Below are 23006 nucleotides of genomic sequence, written 5' to 3'. Positions count from 1 at the left end.
CCAATATCCTGCGATTTCATTTTTTGTTCTTAGGGCAGCTTTACGGGGTGGAGGCCCATTTCCGCGGCCTTTTCCAGCATAAAGGTGTGGGCGGCCTCGTAGTTATTGGGGATCTCTCCATCCAGGATGGCTTCGCGGATGGCATTTTTAAGATCTCCTACCTGGCGGCAGGGGCGCAGGCCGAATGTTTCCATGATCATTTCACCGGTAACGGGGGGCTGCCAGTTGCGGATGCGGTCATTCTCCTCCACTTCCCTGAGGCGTTCCCGCACCAGTTCAAAGTTTTCCAGGTAACGCTTTACCTTCTGCTTGTTCTTGGAGGTGATGTCTGCCTCGCAGAGGGTCATCAGCGCATCCAGGTCTTCCCCGGCATCAAAGATCAAACGGCGTATAGCCGAATCCGTTATATTCTCCTTTGTGAGGCTGATGGGCCGCAGGTGCAGCTCCACGAGCTTTTTCACGAAGCGCATCTTTTCATTTTGCGGCAATTTCAGTTTCGCAAAAATGCGGGGCACCATCTTCCCTCCCACGGCATCGTGCCCGTGAAAGGTCCACCCATGGCCCTCTTCAAAGCGCTTGGTGGCCGGCTTGCCAATGTCGTGCAGCAGCGCGGCCCAGCGCAGCCACAGGTCGCGGGTGTGGCGGCTGATATTGTCGATCACCTGCAGGGTATGATAGAAATTATCCTTATGCCCCTTACCTTCCTGGGTCTCCACTCCTACCAGGTCTGTCATGGCGGGGAAGATGAGCTTCAGCAGGCCGGCTTTATAAAGCAGGTCCAGCCCCACGGAAGGCGTTACGGAGAGCATGATCTTGTTCAGTTCATCGGTAATGCGCTCCTGGGTGATAATGCGGATGCGGTGGGCGTGTTCCCTGATACCGGCAAAGGTGACCGGGTCTATGGTAAAGCCCAGCTGGGAGGCAAAGCGGATGCCCCGCATCATGCGCAGCGGGTCATCACTGAAGGTTTTGCCCGGTTCCAGCGGGGTGCGGATGATCTTGTGCTCCATGTCCTGCAGCCCGTTGAACGGGTCTACCAGGGCGCCAAAATCAGCCGGGTTGAGGCTTACCGCCATGGCGTTGATGGTGAAATCGCGGCGCAGCTGGTCGTCTTCCAGGGAGCCCGGTTCCACGGTGGGATTGCGGGACTGCTCGCTGTAGCTTTCGCGGCGGGCGCCTACAAATTCCACTTCCAGGTCATCATATTTCAATTGGGCGGTGCCGTATGTTTTGAAGAAATGCACGGGGATATTGCCGCCCAGCCTTTCCGCTACTTTATTTGCCAGGGCAATGCCATCGCCCACGCACACAATGTCCATGTCCTTGGTCTTGCGGCCCAGCAGTTTATCCCGCACAAAGCCACCGATCACGTAGGCCGGTACACCCAGTGCGGCGGCGGCATGTGCTACATGGTCCAGTACCAGGCGTTCCTGGGCTGTGCAAGGGATGTCGAATCTATCGGAACGGCTCATCAGGTCAAAAATACTACTTTAAAAAAGGAGGGCAAAGGTAGGGAAAAGGGAGCAATTAGGTTTGCGTAACGTGGTTTAAGTCTTGGTCTTAGGTCTTAGGTCCTAGGACTCAAGACCTAGGCCCTGAGACACAGGACAATTTTCACCCCCTGATGACCTCCAGCTCCCCGTTCTCCCTGATCTTCACGATGCGGGAAGGGGTGGCGGGCGTAGTGTCCGTCTGGCGGTAATTAACGATGTAGTCCACCCCTTGCTTTACCTCCGGCGATACGTCTGCAAACGTGGGCGCGGATGGCTGGCCGCTCAGGTTGGCCGACGTGGAAACCAGGGGCTTGCGCAGGCGCTTTACCAGGTGGCGGCAAAAGGGCTCCTGCACCAGGCGGATGGCTACGCTCCCATCGGCATTGATGACGCTGGGCGCCAGGTGCAGGGCGCCGTCGTAGATCACCGTGGTGGGGCGGTCAAAGGCGGCCAGGATATCAGCCAGATCCGGATGCGGATGGGCTACATACCGGAAAATGGACTTCACATCCGCCAGCAGCACTACCAGGCTTTTGTGGGCCGGGCGTTGTTTGATGTCGAATATTTTGCGCACGGCATTTTCATCAGTGGCGTCGCAACCGAGCCCCCAGATGGTGTCTGTAGGGTATAAAATAGTGCCGCCGGCGCGCAGGGCTTCCAGGCAGGCAACCAGGTCTTCTTCAAATACTTCCACGTGGCTTACATTAAAAAAGTGAACGGTAAACATCCATCACGGCGGCGGCGCATTTTTCCGGCGTGAACTGCTGTGCATGCGCAAAGCCTTTTTCCCGCAACGCTATTGCCAGCGCAGTGTTGTCAATAACGGCATGCATCGCCTTTCCAATTTCCTCTACCGATAACGGATCTACGTAAATGGCTGCATTGCCGGCGGTTTCCGCAAAGCAGGAGCCCCGGGAGGTGATCACGGGAGTACCGCTCCAGAGGGCTTCCAGGATGGGAATGCCAAAGCCTTCAAACAGGGAAACGTACAGCAGCGCGGTAGCGCCCTGGTACAGGAGGGGTAGTTCTGCATCGGCCATGCGGGCCTTTTCATTGAGCCAGATCACCTGTTGCTCCATGCCTTGCTGCGCAATGCAGGCCTTTACCTTTTTCATATAGTCGTCACCGTTACCCAGCACTACCAGCGGCAACGGGCATTTGCTTTGATACAGGGCCTGTACCACCCGCAGGAGGTTCTTGCGTTCTATCACGGAACCTACACTGAGCAGGTACTGTGCGGGCAATGCATATTTTTCCCGGAAAGCGGCGATGGCACCGGCCGGATGCAGCACTGCAAATGCGGGATCGCAACTCTGGTAGCACACCGCTATCTTTTGTGGCGCTACGTGGTAGAAGGACACCAGGTCTTCCTTTGTTTGCCCGCTGATGGCAATGATACGGTCTGCCGCGTGGGCCGCGTAGCGGGCTTTCCGGCGGTAGGTGAATACGTCCAGCGGGTTATATTGTGCGGGATAGCGTTCAAAAATGAGGTCGTGCATGGTCACCACGCTTTTCACCGGGCTTTTATGAATGCCCAGGGGCACTTCATGACTGAGGCCGTGGTAGAGGTCCATGCCGCGGCGGGCCAGTTCCGGCGTTACCCACTTACTGCGCCATACAGCGCGGAGCTTGCGGTGCAGGAATTTTTCCGGCAGCACGGTATGTACGTTGGGAAAGGGAGCAGTGTTGAACATAGCAGTCTGCCTGGGTGCAAACAGGTAATATTGGTGCTCCGGGAAACCGGCAGCCAGGGAGCGGATAAGGGTGCGGCTGTAGTTGCCTAAGCCGGTATTGTTCTGGAATGCGCGTTTGGCGTCGAATGCGATGTTCATCTGGACTGGAAAGGGAAGCCGCGGGAACCGGCAGGAAATTGCCTGGTTTCGTGGACAATTGCCCGTTAATTTTTCAACAATACACTGTAAGTTTGCTGAAAATACAATGTAAATGGATACAAAAGACAAAATACAGGCGGCCTGGAACGACCGCAACCTGCTGCAAGATACGACATACAGCGATGCCGTGAAAAATGTGATCAGCTGTTTGGACAAAGGCAAGATGCGTGTAGCCGAACCCATAGAAAATGGCTGGGTAGTCAATGAGTGGGTAAAGCAAGCCATCCTCATGTATTTTTCTATTCAGTTGATGGAAACCTGGCAGGCAGGCCCTATGGAGTACTTCGACAAGATGAAGCTGAAGAACAACTACAAGGACCAGGGCGTGCGCGTGGTTCCCTCCGCGGTGGCCCGTTACGGCGCTTACATTGCCAAGGGCACCATCCTGATGCCATCTTATGTGAACATCGGCGCTTATGTAGATGAAGGTACCATGGTGGATACCTGGGCTACTGTAGGCTCCTGTGCCCAGATCGGCAAGAATGTGCACCTGAGCGGTGGCGTGGGCATTGGCGGCGTACTGGAACCGCTGCAGGCCAGCCCCGTGATCATTGAAGACGGTGTGTTTGTAGGCTCCCGCTGCATCGTGGTGGAAGGTGTAGTGGTAGAAAAAGAAGCGGTACTGGGTGCCAACGTGGTACTGACCGGCTCTACCAAGATCATTGATGTAACCGGTGCAGAACCGAAAGAATATAAAGGCCGCGTACCGGCCCGCAGCGTGGTAATTCCCGGCACCTATGCGAAGAAATTCCCCGCGGGTGAATACCAGGTACCCTGTGCGCTGATCATTGGCCAGCGCAAGGCATCCACGGATCTGAAGACGAGCCTGAACGACACCCTGCGCGAGTTTAGCATATCTGTATAATGAGCGGATGTTATTGACAGCCGGGCTTCTTCACGGAAGCCCGGCTTTTTTTTAAAAAGAATTTGGAGAATCCGGGAAAGATTTTACTTTTGCACTCCCTGAAACACAAATCAGTGATGCCCAGATGGCGAAATTGGTAGACGCACTGTGTTCAGGTCGCAGCGCCGCAAGGTGTGCTGGTTCGAATCCAGTTCTGGGCACAAGCTTCAAAGGTCGGAGAGTTTCTCCGGCCTTTGAAGTTTTAACCGTATTGAAATTTGCACTGGCTAATATTAGTATTATAAATTAATTATATTTATTTTACCCCCCTAAATTGTTAAGCATGGCCAGGCATGATTGGTGTCGGAAATCAAATTAGGATAAAGAAATTGAAGCGGAATTTAATACCAGACTCTCCAGAAGTCGTGGTGATTCCAGCAAGGCCCAATATATACGGCTCCAGGGATTGTTCTTACTTGATAGCAACGATATAACCATGCAATCAGCCGGCATACGACTTCTCAACAAAGTAATCAAGGAGTTTAGCGCTTTCCGTGATGAAGTAAATATGGCAAAGGAGGCTTTAGGCGGTCCTTATTCAAAAAGTGGAAATTGGCAGGAAGCGGCAGCATTTCCTGGATGTTTTAAGGGTCGAAAATGGTCAAGGCACTAGCGACGCAATCAATTTTAAGTACACTGAAAACATTATGCTCCAAGATGATGTAGATGCAACGGAAGCGGTGTATACCACGATTTTGGAATTAGTTATTGATGATCTTTATCTCAGCAAACATCCCAGTATCGGCACTCCCGATCAGGCAAAGAAGAAACAGAGGCTTTAAATAGGATACTGCTTTAGACTGCGAACCCAGACCAGCCCATCCCCCCTCCTTCCCACAGGCCGCAATTTACTCCTTCCATTACATACATTATTATTTATATATTTGCCTTATAATCGTCCTTTTCCTATGAAATATTTATGGTTAGTATTCACCCTGCTCACGCTGCAGGCCAGCGCCCAGCAATACACGTTTGTAACATCCGATGCAGAAGAAACAGATTTCATGCATCAGACTTTTACGACCACCTCGGGTAAGTATGTGGATCTCCAGTATGCCTTCCCCCTTGGCCCATTAAAATACAGGAATGGGAGAAATGCGATCGTTTGCGTGTACGACCACCAGTTAAAACAATTGCTTTCCAAACCGCTGGATGCTACGGCAGGCAAGCGCTTCCTGCAAGGCTATACTATTGGTGAAAAGCTGATCCTGTTCTTCGCAGATAAGGACAACGGCGTGCAGCCGTATGAACTGCATCTGGAAGACGGAACGGCCAGCATGGTGGCAGACCTGATCAAACCGGCTGATGACAACACCTACCCGTCAATGGGCGCATCGCCCGATAAATCGCATTTTTATGTGGTATTCAGAACCACCCATAAAAATGATCCAGGCACCTATACGGGTATTGTGATCGACCAACAATTTAAAGTAGTAACAAAAATTGCCACGTCGGATGATGTACCGGATAAAAACATTGACCACATCCAGTATGCTCTTTCTGATGATGGTGTATTTAACATCATTGCCGCTGAAGAAGGATCTGATTCAAAGAAAGACTATAATCCTTTCAATTACACCATTACCCAGATCTCCCCTTCCGGAAAGGCCGCTACCGGGCACCTGGCGGGCATACCGGCAGGCTTGTTCACCAACATTGCCTGGCATGCAGATAAAAATAACCTGCAATTTACCGGCCTGCTTGAGGAAGGAAAGAACGCAGACTTTACTACCGTTATCAGCGGCGTGTATGATGGCACCCAAAAAAAGATCACCGAATTAAAGAAAACGGACCTGGCGGAAAAAATCCCGCACGGCGCAAAGTTCGTGACCAGCTATCCTTTGAAGGACCATAGTACAGTAATCACACTGGAACCGGCCAGTAGCACTGATGTTGAACATGTCATGGTCCCCGATTTTAACAGCGGGGGCTTAAAAATTCAACACAATGCGGCAACGATAGACGCAGGCAATCTCTATGTCATTAAAATAAATCCCAACCATGAACTGGCCTGGGCCAAAACCGTGTACAAAAGCCAAACAGAAATGAACTACCGCGTTTACACCGGCGCGGCTGTACTTCCCGACAATAATGATGGGTTTCATATCTTTTTCCAGGACTGTATGAAAAATACCGAGGTGGAAGATACCAAGCCCCGTCGCATCGTAGCCCCGGGTGGCAAAAATGATGGCCTGGCAGTAGTGTATATCAGCAAAGACGGTAACATGACCAAGAAATTCCTGGAACCTTCATTTAATCATGACCACTATTCAGACCTGCCCTTCTCTCCGCTCAACACGGTGGCAGATGGTGGCAACAGGCTTATTTACGTGTCTTACAGGCATCGGAATTTAGGGCGCTCCCTTTATCACGTATCCGCCGTTACCGTGGAGTAATCTCCTGTTACTGCGCCTTCATTTTAAAAGCTAGCACTTGTACCATTTGTACCTTTTGACTTTTTCGTTACCTTTCCCCCTGCAGCAATTAGCTGTACCAATTGCTATAAAGTGAATTAGCCTCGCCATCCTTTAACTACCTGGCGTTAATGGTTCATAACGATATGGCTTACTGGGCTGGCTTTTATCCAGTTCTGGGCACTAACTAAGCCTTGGTTATCGACGATAATCAAGGCTTTTTTTAAGATTTTCGGAAGCCATTTTTAATCGCCTGTCCAAGTTCCTTATATTTTGGACGGTTTAACGCATCGTCTGTAGCAGAACAATAATGCGCTGGCCACCAAGCCACACTACCCGATATTAGACGCCTTCGCGGCGTGGCAGCCATCATCGTTGTAACCTTCCACCTTGCGGAATCATTATCCACCGCGCATTTGGACAATCTCGTCAACTATGGCTACCTGGCCGTGGGCCTTTTCATTTTATTATCCGGCTTCGTGGTAGGCTATGCTTATGACGACCGCTGGTAGAAAATGACCATTGGCAGTTTTTTCAGGCGTCGTATTGAACACCTGCAACCCATGGTGGTACTGTGCTGCGGAAGAAATAGGGCTAGCAGATCACGGAATTTTGCGCAGCCGCAGTTCCAATCCCTCCACCACATCTCCATCCAGATCCTTGCGAAGCTTTATCGTAAACGGCAGTTTTGCAGGAGCTGCCTCCATACCAAGTTTCTGCAATTGTACCGGATCTATTTTTACCGTATAGTTGCCAGGAGGTAAGCCCATGTAGTCAAAGAAGCCGTCTGATTCTGTTTGGGTGCGGGCCACCAGTACGGAATCGTTCCTATAAAACCCGATGGAGATGCGGGCCATGCCCCGGATGGCATGTTCTTCCTGGAGTATTACTTTCCCGGACACCTCTCCCATAACGGCTACCGGTACTTCGACCAGCTTCATTTGGTTAGCATCTACCACTACGCCGATAGACGGCTTCTTTATCCGCCAGGCAACGTTATCAAAACTATTCTTTCCCAGCTCGATGAAATAATACTGATAAGGCTCCATGTTAACGATCCGGATCGTTGTATCACGGCGGCTTTGCAGCATCATGCCCCCGTTACAGCTGGCTTTCAGGCCATAGGCCTTCGGCTCGCCGGGATCGCGGCGGTCGTTGGCATTCAGATCCAGGAACGGCACCAGCACCACTCCTCCTGTGCCCACGCTTGTGCGCGTGCTGAACCCGGTATACCTGGTCTTATCGTCATAGATCAGGCTACCCCGTGCAGATTCCACCATGGTGGTCATGTTGGTACCTTTCCAGCCGGAAAAGCCGATCTGTGAAAAAGCAAAATCATAACGCAGGCCTATGCCCACATTGGTAAGATTACTTTTATAATTACGTTCGTAGGATACATTCATGTAGCCATGCCGGAACAGGTATTTACCCAGCTCGCATCTTACTGCCATCAGGCTGTTGCTGTTATATTCATATTGTACCTGCGGTGTAATTAAAATCTCGCCCGGCATCCGGTAGGTAAACGCCAGGTTGGTATACACAAAAGCCGGGTCTGGATTTATGAAAACGGCATAGGTGCTTACGTTAACGCCTACACGGAAAATTGCGCCGGAGATCAGCCATTCTGCCGTACTGTATTTTGTTTCCGGTAAAACGATCTGGTCCAGCGTTACGCGGTTGAATAAGGAGAACTTTTTCGCCAGGAAAGGTTTGGATACAATGATCTTTCTTTCTTCCACGTAATTATAAATGATGGCCTGTTGTCCTTTTTTGTAACGGGTGTAATACAGCTCCAGCTGCAAGTTAGAGGGCATCCGGTAGGTAAGGATGCCGCGCCCTCTTACGCCGTAGGTGTAATCCGCTGCCAGCAAAAGATTAGGCGTTACGCGGCCGGAAGCCATCACAAAGGGCATTGCTTTACCGGTAGCAACGGACGACAGGTATTCCATGCCGCCGCCTATCGTAATTTTACGGCTCAGGCCATAGTTCATTTGCAGCCTGGAGAAGATGCTGTGATGCCCGTCTTCCACCATGCCTGCGCTGGCAGTGTATTCAAATTCATGCAAAGGCAGGAAATTAAACGGGATGCTGATATTTTCCTCCCTTGACCGTTCTTCTCCCCATGGGCCGTAGAAGCGAAGCCGGACAACGGAATTTCCATACACCAGCGGAACCTGGAATGTATAGAAGCCGGCGGCATCGGCAGTGGTGTAATCTACCAGCGCATTGTTCACGTACAGTTCCACCGTCCACCCGGGGTCTGTAAAATCGCTCAGCGTATAAGAGCCGTAAGAGCGCCTGTAAGTAGTGGGGGTGTTGGTAAACTGTACGCCTACTACCGGATCAAATATAGATGCCGTAGAAGCGGTAAAGATCTTGCCGGCAATGACCTGGCGCAGGGCTCTGTTATCATTGTCAACATAGCGCCACCGGTAGTACTGCTGCCGCTGGTCAAATGGCCCTATCACGGCGCTGTCGTGGCTATAGGGCAGCTGCTGCTGGGCATAATTGTTATAGTTCAGCGACACATTTGTTTCGCCCCCCAGCATGGTGCCGCCCAGCGCAAGGTTCACCCAGGTATTATCACTTCCTCCTTCGGGGCGCTGGGTGGCCACAACCGACCAATCTGCCGTTCCGATACTGAACATGGAACGGCGAAGCCCGATCACGGTATCCGCTTTTAACTCGCCCTTTAACCGGCTGATATTATGGCGCATGATTTCCTGCCGCATTTCCCGGATGGCCGGAAGCTCCAGTTTCGTTTCCAGTTTAACGGAAAGGGAACGGAAACTGAAAGTACATTCCAATCCGAATATGGCTGCAAAGCAGCCGGTCCTCAGGTAGAGCCCCGTTTCTGTGCCCACCAGGTCATCTTTCTTCAGGGAGATGCTTTTATCCCGGTAATGGATCACATTGTTCTTCCGGTCTATCACGAAAGGCGCATTTTCTGTAATAAAAAAGCCATATACGGAATCCATGCGGGGAGACGCCGTATTTTTTATCTTCAGGAAATTAAAGATATCGGTAACGGATAAATACGCGGAATCATCGGCGATCACTGCCGGGATCTCAGCCCCTCCTATTCCCTGTACCACTACAAATACGGAGGTTTCATAGAAAACCGGGTCCGGCCCTTTGGCAGCTGCTTTTGACGACAGCAGCGGCATTACGGCGCAAAACAATATCCCTACCGGGAACACCCGGTACAAGCTGCCAATGCAGTGAAGGATGATGTGCTGCCGTGCTCCCATACCGTGTTATTCCTGTATAAACGTGACGGTAAATACGCCGCTGTAAGCACCGGATGGATTGGCTGGCGGACTGCCTACCGTGAGGGTGCCCCCGATCCTCACCAGGTTCCTGGCGGGTGGCGTAGCGGTTGTGATAAATGAACTGCCGGTGCTGGCGGCACCCACATGCAGGCTGATGGAGCCGCCATTGCTGCCGGTAAGGGTTACGTCCGGCCCGTTCAAAATAGAGATCAGGGTGCCCCTGTTGGCCTCTATTTCAAAAATGGCCGGGGAAAAAGGGTAGCCCAGGTTTGCCTGCACCACGCTACCGGTTACGGAGCGCGAGCCATCGGGATATATGATCACGGTTCCCCCGGACGATCCCTGGAAGAACGCGCCGAAAATAAGGCCCTGCGCCGGGTTTACATACACCGCAATGGGCTGTGGCGGCGGTTCCTGTGCATGCCCGGTCACATACCCTGCAAACACCGGTATCATTATCAATATCAAGCGGAAGAGAAGCTGTCTGGGGAAACTTATTTCACTGATCATTCTTTTAAAGATCTTATTACTGGTTACTGATAAACACTTTTTTAGACACGATGGTACCACCTGCGTAAAATGAAACGATATAAAGCCCGCTGCTATACTGCTTTCCTATTGCATGTTGGCCATTGCCAGCCAGGTCCTGCTGCCACAATGCCTGGCCCAGCAGGTTATAGATGGTGATATGGCATTTTTCGCCGGGTACTTTATCAAAATAGGCATACAGTGTTTGCCCGGCACTGTAGGCCCTGAACACCGGCCCCGCATCACCAGGGGAACTGGTCGCACCACCATGGAATACGAAAGAAAAGCGCTGCTCGTAAGTGCCTGCATCCAGGTACACCCGGTATTTTGTGAATGCCTGTAATTCCTGTGTTTTGCCCGTCACGGCGTCTTTCAGGTAAATGTGCAGTTGCGGCGGCAGGCGCACCATGTCCGTCACCGTAAACGTTACCCACCCGGCCTTTTCTGTTTTAAGGCCCAGGGCAACAACATCGGTACTGTCGGGGAACTGTGGTAATGCGTTAATAGAGAGGCGGGCGCTGTCGGCTGATAACGCGTATATATTGGGAACGGCCAGATCTGTATTCATCAGTTTCAGGGCGTCCATTGTTCTTTCAAAATCCGGGGATGCTGCTTCATCAAAATAAACAACCAGTGGATCGGCGGCCTGGCCATCGTCTGCAAAAGCAGCGTTGATCCGCAGCATCGGTGTTGTTTGGGAAACCCGGTGAAATACCGGCGATGGGTTGTTGATCCTTGCATTGTTATTCACAGACAAGGCTCCTGTTACAGGGAAAGTTCCGTCGGTAACATGCACGAAAAATCCCTGCATGGCCGCAATCACGTTGTTGGCAATGCCATCACTGGACACGCCGTTGATATAAGAACTGTACGTGCCGGTGTACTGACTGGCGGTGCCTGCGTTAAAATAATACACTGCGTTATCGATGTTGGTGCGGCTCCACCCGGCGGCAATGTCCCAGTCTACCGGCGATGGATAGGGATTGCCCACCAGGTTAAATCCCTGCGTGTAAGGTTGATTGTTATTGGTAAGCGTGGGTGCCGTCACCGTTTGGTTATTCACTACCCCGGTTATATCCATCGTAAAGGGGGTGCCGGAAGTGCCCATTTGTGCGGCATATCCCGTCATGGGCGTTAGTACACCAGTAGGATCGGTATAGGCCACCCATCCGGAAGATGCCCGGTTTTCCACGTAGCGGTAAAAGGACGGGAAGGGAGCATTGAGGTCAATATCATCCGCCATTTCATTTACGGTGGCCGCCTGGAAGGGGGAGCTGACATATTTATAGCCAAATGCGCTGGGCAGGTACCGCTGCATGGTCACATTACCGGATACCTGTCCGGCGCCACTGCCATCGATCAGCGCTGTTTGGGCCGCGGTGGACAATAAAGTGAGAAATCCGCCGGTATTCAACTGACCAGTGGTCACTTTCAATATGCCGCTGACATTCAGTGCTCCCTGCAGGGTTACGCCCGCTGTGTTATTAATGGTGAGGTTCAGGAGCGTATCGGATGTAAAGGTTGCAGCGGGTATCACCTGCGCTGATGCCCCGTTTAGCTCAATGGTGCCCGCAGTGGCGGTGAAGGTGCCGGTGCTGGTAATAACACCGGCTATCTGCAGCGTAGCACCGCTCACCGTTACGGTGGCACCGGGTTGAATGGTAATATTATTAGCGGTGGCCTCCCCGGAGTTGACCAGTGGATAATTAACCAGCCCGGAAGGAATAGTGACATTGGTGATGGTAGTGGGCACGGTGGCCGACGACCAGTTGCCGGTAACATACCAGCTGGTGCTGACTGCACCGGTCCATATGGCGCCGGTGGCCAGTTCCCCTACCGCCAGGTCTCCGAATGCCGTTAAACCCGTTGCCTGTATTGATGTAGGCTGCGGGGAGCTCACCGCCGGAAGCGACCAGGTGGTTCCGTTATACTGCGCCACTTTAAAATTGGAGGACACCGCGCCGGCATCCACGTCGGCAGTTACCCAGTTAAGCGTTACGGTGGCGGTGGTAAAGGCTACGCCGCTGTTGGTAAATGTCCAGTAGCGTTTCACTTTCCGGTTGGTATTCAGGCCGGACGACAACAGGTCAGGATGGCTCACCGCATAGACTACCGCGGTTACGTTCCCGGTCGTGGTTACACTGGCCAGTAACATGGTTGCAGGGGTATAACTCAGGCTGTCGCCAATTTCATAGGTCCTGCTCACATTGGTGCCGGCCGCAACATTTTTTTGCAGGCGGCCGTATACCCAGCCTGTATTTTGCGCGGCGCCGCTAACCGTTCCGCCAGCGGCAATGATCACCGCATTTGTGCCGGTACGGATCTTTCCTGCCATGAAGGTAAGCGTGCCGTTTATGGTGGCATTGGAAGACAGGTTGACCAGTCCCGTGGCCTTGTTTACTTTAACGTTGTTGAAGGCGCCTGTGGAAGAAACAGCCTGGTCGGCCGTTCCATTAAGATAAATGGTGGAGCCGGTGTTGGTAAATGTACCGCCGGTCATGCTCCAGTTGCCCTGCAGTGTGTCTGTGAAACTACCGGGGATGAACGTGCCGTTGCTCAGGGTGAAGTTATTCAATATGGTTAAGGTGCTGGTGGCTGTTTTATTGCCGGCAGCGGAGATGGTAAGATTGCCGTAAGGAGTAACGCCGGCCACCGTTTGGGTGCTGCCGCCATATTCAACGGTACTAAGGGTATCCAACTGATAAGTATCAAAGACGGGCAGGCTGTGAATGCCTCTTACAACCAGGCGCGCACTATCTTCAATGGATAGTGTACCGCCAGCAGTAGCATCCTCTATAATGGTGGAATCGCCGGTATCCAGCGTGCCACTTAAAACATCCAATGCAGTCACTGCCTGGAGGGTCCTGGACAATGTAACGGTGGCAGCCCCGGTTTTTGCTACCTGCAATTGAGCGAGGTTAAAGGGACTGCCTGTGCCCCCGATCGTGGCAGGCGCGGAGCCGGTCATGATGGCCGTTCCGATGCTGGCGTCAATCGATCCGTTGATGGTAAGATTGTGGTTCACCTTAAAATCCGCATCGGCGGTGATCGCCCCGTCGATCACCAGGTTATAAAAAATAGTGCTATCACTCCCGGTTAGGATGCCGGCGGGAGCCGTTAAAGTAAAAGTGGATGTTCCGCCGTTAAGCGCGCCATTGCTTTCAAGGTCTCCGTTTACTGTAAAATTGTTACTGCCTGCATTAAAGATACTGTTACCGTGGATATGCAGATCGCCAGTGATATTCCAGCCGGTAGCAGGTGTAATGCCAACGGTGTTGGCTATGGTGACATCGGTCAGCAGGGTGGGCGTTCCTGAAATGGTAAGCGCGGCGCTGCCGCCAAATATTACCGAGCCGGTGCTGGAGAAGGCAGTTCCGCGGAGAGAAATACTCTGCGCTGCCAGCGGATCAAAGTACAGTGTACCGGTGCTGGTTACTGTTCCGTTATTGGTAAAGCTGCCACGGATCGTATGGGTAGGGAGCCCGCCATTGAAAGAAGCACCGCTGCTGATGTTAAATGCTACCAGTACGGTCCATCCCACACTTGGGTTGATACCGGCCGTATTATTTATATTCAGCGTGGCAAAAGTGGGGGTGCTGGTTGAGTTCAATACCGGTGATACGTTGCCGTTAAAATTGATCACGCCGCTTGAGTTGGAAACAATGGCATTCACCAAGCGGATAGTTTGCAGCGAAGTGCCGGTAAAAGTGGTAACACCATTGCTGATCAGCGATCCGTTGTTAGTAAGGTCGCCATTGATGGTGGCAGAGCCGCTGCCACCATCATAAGAGCCGCCGGTTGTTATCTGCAGAAGGCCGTTATAGGTAATATCACTGCCGGCTACTGCATAACTGCCATAAACCATAAGCCTGTTGAACGTGGTGTTACCAGTGATCGTTTTACCAGCACCATTAAGCGTAACCGTGCTGCTGCCAGCGGAAAAGGTGCCGTTGTTTACCCAGTTGCCATAAAGATTCACCGTAAATGTACCGGCACTGAGCGTAGTACCGCTGCCAATTGTCAGGTTGCCATTAACGATGGCGGTGGCAGCAAGGCTTTTAGTACCACTTCCACCGAACAGGAGATGCCCGTAAGCAACGTTCCCGGCAACCGTTTGAGAGCCGGCCATATTATAGTTCACGGTGCTGGTACTGCCAAGCTGGTACTGGGAGTAATTGGCGGGAAAATTGCTGGCGCCCCCCACTGTTAACGTGCCGCCGCTTGCAACGCTGAGTGTCCCTCCCTGGGAGCTCCGGCTAGCCGTAAACGTTGCCAGGTTCAGTGTTCCAGCACTCACAGACAGGTTGCCGTTGACACTCATATTGCCACTGAGGGTGGCAGCACCGCCCGTTTTGTTGATCACTACATTATTAAACGCGGATGCGGAAATACTTTGCGCATTACTGCCGGTGAAATTGACCGTTCCTGTTCCGGGAGTGAATGTGCCACTGTTACTCCAGTTGCCATTCACTGTTATGGCGGCGGCACCGCCACTTGCAGCAGCTCCTGCATTAAGGGTCACATTGCCCGTTACCGTGGTGGCGGCGTTCACGGTCAGATCGCCACTGGCCACCGTAAGGTCACCGTTTACAGTAGTGGCGCTGTTGATCTGCGCGCTGCCTCCTGTTTTGTTTATGCTGAGGTGATTATAGGTAACACCTGCTACTGCCTGTATTGCTGAACCATTATATACCACCGTGCTGCTGCCGGCGGTAAATGTACCGCTGCTGTACGTGAAGTCGTTGGCAATATTCATCGTGCCCGCGCCGGAAAAAACAATACCTGCTCCGCCGGACTGTGACACAGCTCCCGCGGTAACGGTGCCATTCCCGATATTTAACTGGATGGTATGGCCGGCAGTGCCATCGCTCAGCGTGAGGCTGCCGTTTACGGTCAGGCTCTGGTCATTTACATTGATGACATGGGCGGCGTTGGCAGACCATAGCCCGGTGATATTGCCCTGCGTTACCAGCGATCCGCCGGATGCGAGTGTAAGCGTGGCGGCCTGCACGCTCCCGAAAGAAATACTTTTCACATTGGCGGCGCTGCTGATCACGGGTTGATTGGTGAACGCAATGGTGCCTATTTCTGCAATATCGTTGGGGCCGGGGGGCCGGGATGGGCTGCCCTGGGCCACGGTCCAGTTGTTGGCCGTATTCCAGTCGCTGCTCACAGAGCCATTCCATCGTACCACGTTTGAAGTGGCGGACAGGGTGTAGCGGCCTGCTAATGTGCCCAGCAAACTGATTTGTTCCACGTAGTTGGCGGTGGTGCTGCTGGCTGAGTTTCCGTATACCGACCAGCCGGTGCCTGTATTGCGCCAGATGCTGAGACTTGACTCGGCATTCCCGTTCAGTTCCGCATCTTCATAATGTAGGCGCAGCACAGAAGCTACCTGGGCAAGGCCGCTGGTGGTAATGGTATACTGACGGTTTATGGCAGCGCCGGAAGGGAAGTCTGTTACCACCTGCGGGCTCACGGACATCGTTACAGACGCGGAGATTGAAATGGCGGTGAGCGTAACCGTGTTATTCGGGCTTTCAAAAGCATAAGCAGTGCCCAGCGCAAAATTATGGGAGTGCTGGATATTCCCGAGAATGATCCCATTGCCCGTCCTGTTTCCGGTAATGGTAACAGTATTGGCACCGGTCATCATCGTGCCGGTGTTCATGTTGAGTGTTGCTACAGAAACATTACTGAGCAGGGATACCTGGTTTACAGCATTCGTTTTATTGAGTGTAAGGATATTGAAAGTGGAAGCGCCGGTGATGGAAGTATTATTGGCGCCACCCAGCGTTACGGTACCCGAGCCGGCTGTGAAGGTGCCATTGCTGATCCAGTTGCCAAGAATGGCAATGGACTGGCTACCCGCACTGAAAGTAGTGCCGGTAGCGATGGTGAAATCGCTGTTCACCGTTACGCTTCCGCCAAGGGTTTTGGTACTCCCGTTACTGACCATCAGCCGGTCAAAAGTACCACTGGGTATGGTTTGTGCGCCGGTGCCGTTAAAGTTCACCGTATTGGGCACGGTCGCGGTTACATTCAACGTGCCTGCGGTAACGGTATAGAGGTTAGCGATGCCCAGTACGGCGTTAGCAGATAATTGTAAGGCGGTTCCGTTAAGGGTTACATTAAAGAGGTTGGCAGTGCCGTTCAGGAAACTGTTGCCTGTAAAGGTGGCGGTGCCCGCGCTGGCTGTAAAAGTGCCGTATACATCCAGGTTGTTGCCAATGGTAAATCCCGTGGAGGATGTAACGCTGCCTGTTACCGACAGGCTGCCAAAAATAATAGCGCCGGTGCCGGATATCGTTTTCCCGCTGCCGCTCATGACCACGCCTGCGGCAGTGCTGTTCATGCTGCCACTTACAGACAGGTTGCCGGTGATGGTGAGGGCGCCGGTGGCAGTTACCGAACCGGTAACGGTAAGGTTCTCAAATGAAATATCGGTACCGGTGATCGTTTTACCGGCGCCGCTCATCGTAAACGTGCCGCCGGTAAGATGGGTAAATGTGCCCGGTGCAGTAGTGGCAAAGTTTCCTGCTACGGTAATAGCCGCCGCTGTCGCTGTGATATTGGTGGCCGCTATTGTAAGATCATTAAAATTATAGGCACCTGTTCCACCGATGGAGGCGCCACCTCCTGTAACGATTACCAAACCGGTACCGCCACTGAAAGTACCGTTATTGACCCAGTTGCTGGAAGTAGTTACCGTGAAGCTGCCGCCGTTGAAAGTGGTGGCAGCGCCGATATTTACATCGCCGCTGATGGTGATGTTAGATGCGGCAGTGTAACTGACCCCGGTACCGGCGGCCACGTTCGAGGTGAAATTACCGGATACGGTGAAGTCCGTGGCAGGCATGGTTTTAACAACAGTCCCGCTGCCGGCAGACAAGGTAAGGTTCCCATAGATCTGTGCGGCTACTGCCTGGCTGGTTCCGCTGTATTCCACTGTGCTGGTCAGGCCGAGGGAGATAGTGCCATAATTTAAGGGAAATGTATTGGTACCGCCGATCTTCAGCGTGGCACCATTAGCCACGGTAAGGCCGCCGCCCGCTACGGTGGTGCCCCTGTTGGCCGTAAAAGTAGACAGGTCCAGCGTGCCGGCCAGTACTTCTATCTTGCCCGCGGTAGCAGTGGTAGCGTTAAGCAGGTTAAGATTTCCACCCAGTGTTTTTATGCTGCTTCCGCTGATCTGGAGGGTGGAATAGGTAAGGTTGTTCCTTACGGTTTGATTCACCAGGTTACCGCTATACGCTACCACACTGCCTGCGGCGAGCGTAATAGCACCTGTAAGGCCGTAGTTGTTTGCAAAAGTAGCGGCCTTTACGTGCAATACACCGCCGGCGGCTACCGAAGTGGTGGCAGTGCCGGAAACCTCTACTGGTGTAGCATTATCCGCCGGTATAAAAGTACCGTTTACGGTGAAGCTCCCGGAGACGGTCATATTCACATTTTGGGTAGTGGTGCTGCCTACCCCGATGGTAAGCTTACGGAAGGCGGTAACGGCGCTGCCCTCTATGGCCTGCGTGGCACCGGCAAAGATTACCCTGGAATTGGCGCTGGAGGTGGAATAGCTGCCGTTATTGGTCCAGTTGCCTTTCACCGTGAGCGTAACAACGCGTTGGGAAATGGTACTGCCAGCGCCGATCACGAGATCTCCTGCTACCGTCAGGCTTTTAGAAACGGTTAATACCGCATTCATGCCAGCTCCTACGGTAAGTGATCCGCAACTGGCGCTACTGCTGATCACGGGGTAATAGATCCCGGTAAAAGCTGCATCGCCTATAATAGCGTCTACATTGGAATTAGGCACGCCGGCGGTCCAGTTGGCGCTATTGGACCAGGAACTGCTTACGATCCCCTTCCAACTGGTTTGTGCCAATAGCGTCAGGGGAGAAAAAAGCAGCGCCCATAACACTACGGTCCTGCATGGTGCGCCGGGGCGCGCCAAAAGGAGGGCGTACCGGATGCTGCTTTGGGGTGCCGGAGTAATTTTCTTGGAATAAAACCAGCGAATAAGCCAATCTGTAATCACGTCCATAGGAGCAGAGTTGGTGGCTTTCCTGCCTTTTATCGTAGCTGCAATTCAGCCCTGGCCAATTCTTCCGTTGATGTTTTTGTTTTGGTTGTATATGCCACGCGAAGTTTTCCAGTCCGGAAATTAATACCAGGTTTTGTTTGCAATATCAAGTGAACATAACGCTGACTGTTAGGGGTATACACTGCAAGCCCGCGGGCTTCCGCTACCTGTGTTGCTTTGCCCTGCGGAGAAATATAATCAACTGTGAGGTCGCCGTATACGGATGCATTGCCCGTCCGGTTAAATAACACATTCAAACCGGGCTCCGGCCCGGTTGCCTGGTCCACGGAAAGCTCCGATAACTGGACGCTGGCGGTGGTTTCACCTACGCGGATGATCACCGGGATGGTGATGCCGAAAACAGGCGTCAACTTTACATTGATGCCGCTGCTGTCGGCACGTACAGTATCGCCTCCAATGGGCCGCTCATCAGGCACTGCCCTGAAATACAGGTGGGACCTGTATTCGCCGGGGGCTAACTGGCTGGCACCGGTCAGCTGTAATTTTATTACCTGCGCTTCATTGGGGCCCAGCACAACGCTGCGGGGAAAAAAACGCAGGTAACCACTGGCAAACTGCTGCCCGGAATCCGGTTCATTCACCTGGTCAAAAGTGCCGTTCTTATTCATCCTGATCTCTACAAATGAAATAAGATACCGGGCGGTATCTTTCCCGGAATTTGCCAGGTTCAGTTCTTCCGCACGTTTGGAGCCCTCAAAAATAACACGGGCGGGCGTTACCAGGAGATTTCCCTGGGCCAGGGCATGTTGTATAGCAACAACATTACAGCAAATAACAGCGATGGCAAGACAACACAGGTACCTGGCCGCAGCAATGCCCGGCCGTACCGATGACTTTACAGGTTTCATATTTTTATATAGCATACGGCCATACGGGATGTGATTTAGTTCTATGTAAGTGTGAAGCCGGCTTTGCGGCCGGCAGATCAGTTATAGTTTACAGTTACATCAAAGGGGGTAGCGGAAACATAGGTTCCGGCTGCCTGGGCAGCACTGACGTTCAGGGTGGCACCTACATTAAGGGTTTGGGTGCCTGCAGCCAACGTACCAACGCCTAATGGATCACTGGTAAAATTAGTTACCGTCATGGTATTGGCGCCGCTTGTAATGGTAAGTGCGGTAGACGGCAGTGTAATGCTGTAGGTATAATTGCCGGTACCGGTCACCGTAAAGGAAGCTGCTGTGATGGTCCCGGTGGCCGTAGAAGGAAGCGTTACACCGCCGGTAGCTGTACGCACGCCTGCCGGGGTAAGCACGACCGTCCCCCCGGCGGTGGATTGCACGGCAACGTTACCAAAATTCATGTCCACGTCTTTCACAATGCTAATAGGTGTTACGATGGTGGCGGTAGCAGTAGCAGAGGCAGTTTCCTGCGCAGAAACACTGGTGGTAATAGCAGCAAATACCAATGTGATGGCCGAGATACAGTTGAACTTTTTCATACTTGGGTTTTTGGTGATAAAACATCTGTTGAAAAAAAATATACCTTCAAAAGGGGAATATGTGGATTATGGACGGCTAACGACAAACATTTCACAAGCTGCAGTAATATCAGCAGTAATATCAATTAAAAGTGGTTTTCATATCCGGTCGCTACAAGGGACTAACAGTCGTTATGATGAAGGTAATGCAAAATATTAACTGTCGTCTTTTTTTAATGTTTATGACACCGGCCGCGTCTGCTGGCGGACCAGCGTACAGTTCCGGGAAGGGATCCTGCGTTTGAAAAGTGTCTTCAAACTTCGCGCCATTCACGCTCAAAAAGGGATGGCTGTTTCATGCAGATCCAGGTAAAACGGCACCGCATACAGTGCCGGCTATACGGCATAAAAAACCCGCAGACATCCTATCTGCGGGCATTATCTTCTACGCTATTCACCAGGTTATGCAGGGGGCGTTTTATCAACAACCTCCTACCCTCTTCATTCTCTAAGAACGGTCCAGCGTTTCATCTTGCTGGAGCACCTTCTCGTAATTTTCCTTTTTCATCGCGGCCAGTTGTTCCCGGAGGGCGCTGTTGGCAGTGGCCAGGATCTGCACGGCCAGTAAGCCGGCATTGCGGGCACCATTCACGCTTACAGTAGCCACCGGTATATCTCCCGGCATTTGCACGATAGACAGCAGGGAATCCCAGCCATCAAGGGAATTGGAAGACTTGATGGGCACGCCCACCACAGGCAATGTAGTAATGGCGGCTACCATACCCGGGAGGTGTGCTGCACCACCGGCACCTGCAATGATCACCTTCAGTCCGCGGCCTTCCGCGGCAGCTGCGTAATCAAACATCCGCTGGGGGCTGCGGTGTGCGGACACCACGTTGAACTCGTAGCCGATGTCAAATTTCTTCAGCACTTCTATTGCCTGCCGCATGATAGGCGCATCGGAGCTGCTGCCCATAATGATGCCTACTTCTACCTGTTTCATATTTTTCAATTTAAAATTTTCCGGATGGTTTCCGCTTTTGCCACAACGCTTTCCATGGTGTTGCCCGTGATGGTCACGTGGCCTACTTTCCTGCCTATCCTGCTGCCTTTTTTGCCATACCAGTGAAGGTGTGCACCATCAACAGCCAGCAGGGAACGCAGTTTCTCCTGCCTGTTAGCACTCAGTGCCGCGGTTTCCAGGATATTCAGCATAAGAGAAGGAAAATGAAGCCCGGTATCGCCCAGCGGCAAACCTAAAATGGCCCGGAGCAATTGTTCATATTGCGAGGTAGTGCTGGCTTCTATCGTGTGGTGGCCGCTGTTGTGGGGCCTGGGCGCCAGTTCGTTCACCAGGACCTTGTCATCCTTGGTCACAAACATTTCTACGGCAAGAATACCAACAAGTTGGAGCGCATTGGCTATCTTTTCAGCAAGCGCGGTAGCTTCTTTCAGTATCCCTTCCGGCAGCTGCGCGGGCGCCAGCTGGAAATCAAGTATGAATTTTTCCCCGGAGAATACCATCGCAACTGCATCATAGCATTTCACTTCGCCCTGCTCATTTCTTGCTACGATGACCGCAATTTCGTGTTTAATATCTACCAGCTCTTCCAGCACGGATGGCTCATCAAAAGCAGTAGCAATATCTGCGGGGGTCCTCAGCACCATTACCCCATAGCCATCATACCCATTGCGCCGTTTCTTAAGACAGCCGGGCAGTTTGCTTTCATATTGGTACAGGTCATCCCTGCTTTCAATGGCCTGGCCCGGCGCCACCGGGATGCCCTGTGACTGCAGGAATTGCTTTTGCGTAAGCTTATCCTGGATCACTTTAATTGTATCGGGGGAAGGAAAAACCCTGACACCTTGCTTTTCAAGTTCACGCAAGGCATCGATGTTCACCGCTTCCATTTCGATGGTGATCACATCCAGGCCCTGGCCAAACGCCAAAACGGCTTCATAGGATTTAGGATCGGCGCATGTAAAAGAAGACGTATAACGGGCACAAGGCGCATTTGCATCTTTATCCATCACCGAAATGTGGAGACCGAGATCTATGGCATGCCGTATAAGCATGCCGCCCAGCTGACCGCCTCCTAATATTCCTATTTTCAAATTTTCAAGCATAGTCTTCAATTGGGAGGCAAAGGTATGAAACTATTGTAAATGATGGTATAGCCATTGCCTCCGGGCACTGTGCCATTGCCTCCGGGCACTGTGCCATTGCCCAAACCACGGTGCTCCCCGCATCATAAATATTAAATAATATTATATATAATTTTCTCACCCCGGATGGATGGCTCATTTGTGTGCACGGGCCTTACCTCCTACCCATTCCTTTGTAGCCGCTACCAGCATTCCCATTACATCCACTTTCTTTCCCGCCTTGAACGAATGGTCTGCCCCTTCTATCTTTACCAGCGTTGCCTTTTTGAGCGAAGCGCATACTGCTGCTATCAGGTCCCATTGCGCCAGTGCATCCCTGGTGCCCTGCAAAAACAGCATTGGCACTTTTACATCCGCCAGGTGTGCCGCCCGCTCCGTGCCTGGCTTGCCCGCGGGGTGCAGTGGAAAACCATAAAAGACCAGGCCTGCCACCTCCTTCCGTGGGTGCAGTGCCAGGTACTGGGAAGACATCCGCCCACCAAAAGATTTCCCGGCTACAAACAAGGGCAATGCCGGTTGCAATGCCAATGCCTTTTCTATGGCAGCGGCAATGGTTTGATGGGCTACCGCCGGCGTGTCCGGGCGGCCCTTTCCGTGTTCTGCAAAGGGGAAATTAAACCGCAGGGTGGCAATACCCGCTGCTGCCAGCGCGGTGGCCAGCGTTTCCATGAACGCATGCTCCATCCCTGCGCCGGCGCCATGTGCCAGCGTCATCATGCACGTAGGATGGTCTGGCGCCATGTAAAGCGCGGATACGTTTTCCTGTGGGGCCGGAAGGGGGAGTGAAAGCCTGCGGGTGGTCATAGTGCGGTGTGT

The 23006-nt window shown here is 52.4% G+C and carries 13 protein-coding genes and 1 tRNA gene; 3 read left to right on the top strand and 11 right to left on the bottom strand.

What is annotated here, in order from left to right; genetic code table 11:
• Positions 1–29 precede the first annotated feature (29 nt).
• From DCC81_RS20640 to DCC81_RS20630, 3 genes are all read right to left on the bottom strand, one after another.
• Positions 30–1472 carry a CCA tRNA nucleotidyltransferase gene (locus DCC81_RS20640; protein ID WP_108688576.1) on the bottom strand — a complete coding sequence of 481 codons (1443 nt, stop codon included), beginning with the start codon at positions 1470–1472 and terminating at the stop codon, positions 30–32.
• Positions 1473–1614: 142 nt separating this feature from the next.
• Entirely contained in the window at positions 1615–2187 is a 573-nt protein-coding gene (locus DCC81_RS20635) for an L-threonylcarbamoyladenylate synthase (protein ID WP_205686396.1), read from the bottom strand.
• A gap of 10 nt (positions 2188–2197) precedes the next feature.
• Positions 2198–3325 carry a glycosyltransferase family 4 protein gene (locus DCC81_RS20630; protein ID WP_108688574.1) on the bottom strand — a complete coding sequence of 376 codons (1128 nt, stop codon included), beginning with the start codon at positions 3323–3325 and terminating at the stop codon, positions 2198–2200.
• Positions 3326–3437: 112 nt separating this feature from the next.
• Here DCC81_RS20630 and DCC81_RS20625 point away from each other — a divergent pair, with 112 nt between their 5' ends.
• The 3 genes from DCC81_RS20625 (at position 3438) to DCC81_RS20610 (ending at position 6685) form a co-directional block, all read left to right on the top strand.
• Positions 3438–4250, top strand: a complete 813-nt coding sequence (locus DCC81_RS20625; RefSeq protein ID WP_108688573.1) for a 2,3,4,5-tetrahydropyridine-2,6-dicarboxylate N-succinyltransferase — start codon at positions 3438–3440, stop codon at positions 4248–4250.
• A gap of 118 nt (positions 4251–4368) precedes the next feature.
• Positions 4369–4450: transfer RNA gene (locus DCC81_RS20620), tRNA-Leu, on the top strand.
• A gap of 747 nt (positions 4451–5197) precedes the next feature.
• Positions 5198–6685 carry a hypothetical protein gene (locus tag DCC81_RS20610; RefSeq protein ID WP_108688571.1) on the top strand — a complete coding sequence of 496 codons (1488 nt, stop codon included), beginning with the start codon at positions 5198–5200 and terminating at the stop codon, positions 6683–6685.
• A 620-nt stretch (positions 6686–7305) separates the two neighbouring features.
• Here DCC81_RS20610 and DCC81_RS25880 read toward each other — a convergent pair.
• From DCC81_RS25880 to DCC81_RS20570, 8 genes are all read right to left on the bottom strand, one after another.
• Positions 7306–9954 (bottom strand): carboxypeptidase-like regulatory domain-containing protein, encoded by a 2649-nt coding sequence (locus tag DCC81_RS25880; protein WP_240613037.1) that lies wholly within the window; start codon positions 9952–9954, stop codon positions 7306–7308.
• A gap of 6 nt (positions 9955–9960) precedes the next feature.
• Entirely contained in the window at positions 9961–10431 is a 471-nt protein-coding gene (locus DCC81_RS20600) for a DUF4402 domain-containing protein (protein ID WP_165806675.1), read from the bottom strand.
• 70 nt (positions 10432–10501) lie between these two features.
• On the bottom strand, positions 10502–18385 hold the full coding sequence (locus DCC81_RS20595) for a T9SS type A sorting domain-containing protein (RefSeq protein WP_108688569.1): 7884 nt from the start codon (positions 18383–18385) through the stop codon (positions 10502–10504).
• Positions 18386–18573: 188 nt separating this feature from the next.
• Complete coding sequence (locus DCC81_RS20590) at positions 18574–19452, bottom strand: fimbrial biogenesis chaperone (RefSeq protein WP_133177743.1); 879 nt, start codon at positions 19450–19452, stop codon at positions 18574–18576.
• 77 nt (positions 19453–19529) lie between these two features.
• Positions 19530–20045 (bottom strand): DUF4402 domain-containing protein, encoded by a 516-nt coding sequence (locus tag DCC81_RS20585; RefSeq protein ID WP_108688567.1) that lies wholly within the window; start codon positions 20043–20045, stop codon positions 19530–19532.
• A gap of 487 nt (positions 20046–20532) precedes the next feature.
• Positions 20533–21027, bottom strand: a complete 495-nt coding sequence (purE, locus tag DCC81_RS20580; protein ID WP_108689266.1) for a 5-(carboxyamino)imidazole ribonucleotide mutase — start codon at positions 21025–21027, stop codon at positions 20533–20535.
• 5 nt (positions 21028–21032) lie between these two features.
• The gene (locus DCC81_RS20575) at positions 21033–22151 is read right to left on the bottom strand and encodes a 5-(carboxyamino)imidazole ribonucleotide synthase (protein WP_108688566.1); all 1119 of its coding nucleotides are present in this window, start codon (positions 22149–22151) and stop codon (positions 21033–21035) included.
• A 174-nt stretch (positions 22152–22325) separates the two neighbouring features.
• Positions 22326–22994, bottom strand: a complete 669-nt coding sequence (locus tag DCC81_RS20570; RefSeq protein ID WP_108688565.1) for an alpha/beta hydrolase family protein — start codon at positions 22992–22994, stop codon at positions 22326–22328.
• Positions 22995–23006: the final 12 nt, after the last annotated feature.

It is taken from the genome of Chitinophaga parva (genome assembly GCF_003071345.1).
Lineage (GTDB): Bacteria > Bacteroidota > Bacteroidia > Chitinophagales > Chitinophagaceae > Chitinophaga > Chitinophaga parva.
The sequence above is the reverse complement of the archived record's forward strand: the minus strand, read 5'-3'. Positions and strand labels throughout refer to the sequence as shown.

Excerpts from the sequence above, each read along its gene's own strand:
- DCC81_RS20575 (WP_108688566.1), bottom strand. The coding sequence starts at position 22,151 with ATGCTTGAAAATTTGAAAATAGGAATATTAGGAGGCGGTCAGCTGGGC.
- DCC81_RS20590 (WP_133177743.1), bottom strand. The coding sequence starts at position 19,452 with ATGAAACCTGTAAAGTCATCGGTACGGCCGGGCATTGCTGCGGCCAGG.
- DCC81_RS20640 (WP_108688576.1), bottom strand. The coding sequence starts at position 1,472 with ATGAGCCGTTCCGATAGATTCGACATCCCTTGCACAGCCCAGGAACGC.
- purE (WP_108689266.1), bottom strand. The coding sequence starts at position 21,027 with ATGAAACAGGTAGAAGTAGGCATCATTATGGGCAGCAGCTCCGATGCG.
- DCC81_RS20610 (WP_108688571.1), top strand. The coding sequence starts at position 5,198 with ATGAAATATTTATGGTTAGTATTCACCCTGCTCACGCTGCAGGCCAGC.
- DCC81_RS25880 (WP_240613037.1), bottom strand. The coding sequence starts at position 9,954 with ATGGGAGCACGGCAGCACATCATCCTTCACTGCATTGGCAGCTTGTAC.
- DCC81_RS20600 (WP_165806675.1), bottom strand. The coding sequence starts at position 10,431 with ATGATACCGGTGTTTGCAGGGTATGTGACCGGGCATGCACAGGAACCG.
- DCC81_RS20630 (WP_108688574.1), bottom strand. The coding sequence starts at position 3,325 with ATGAACATCGCATTCGACGCCAAACGCGCATTCCAGAACAATACCGGC.
- DCC81_RS20570 (WP_108688565.1), bottom strand. The coding sequence starts at position 22,994 with ATGACCACCCGCAGGCTTTCACTCCCCCTTCCGGCCCCACAGGAAAAC.
- DCC81_RS20585 (WP_108688567.1), bottom strand. The coding sequence starts at position 20,045 with ATGAAAAAGTTCAACTGTATCTCGGCCATCACATTGGTATTTGCTGCT.
- DCC81_RS20625 (WP_108688573.1), top strand. The coding sequence starts at position 3,438 with ATGGATACAAAAGACAAAATACAGGCGGCCTGGAACGACCGCAACCTG.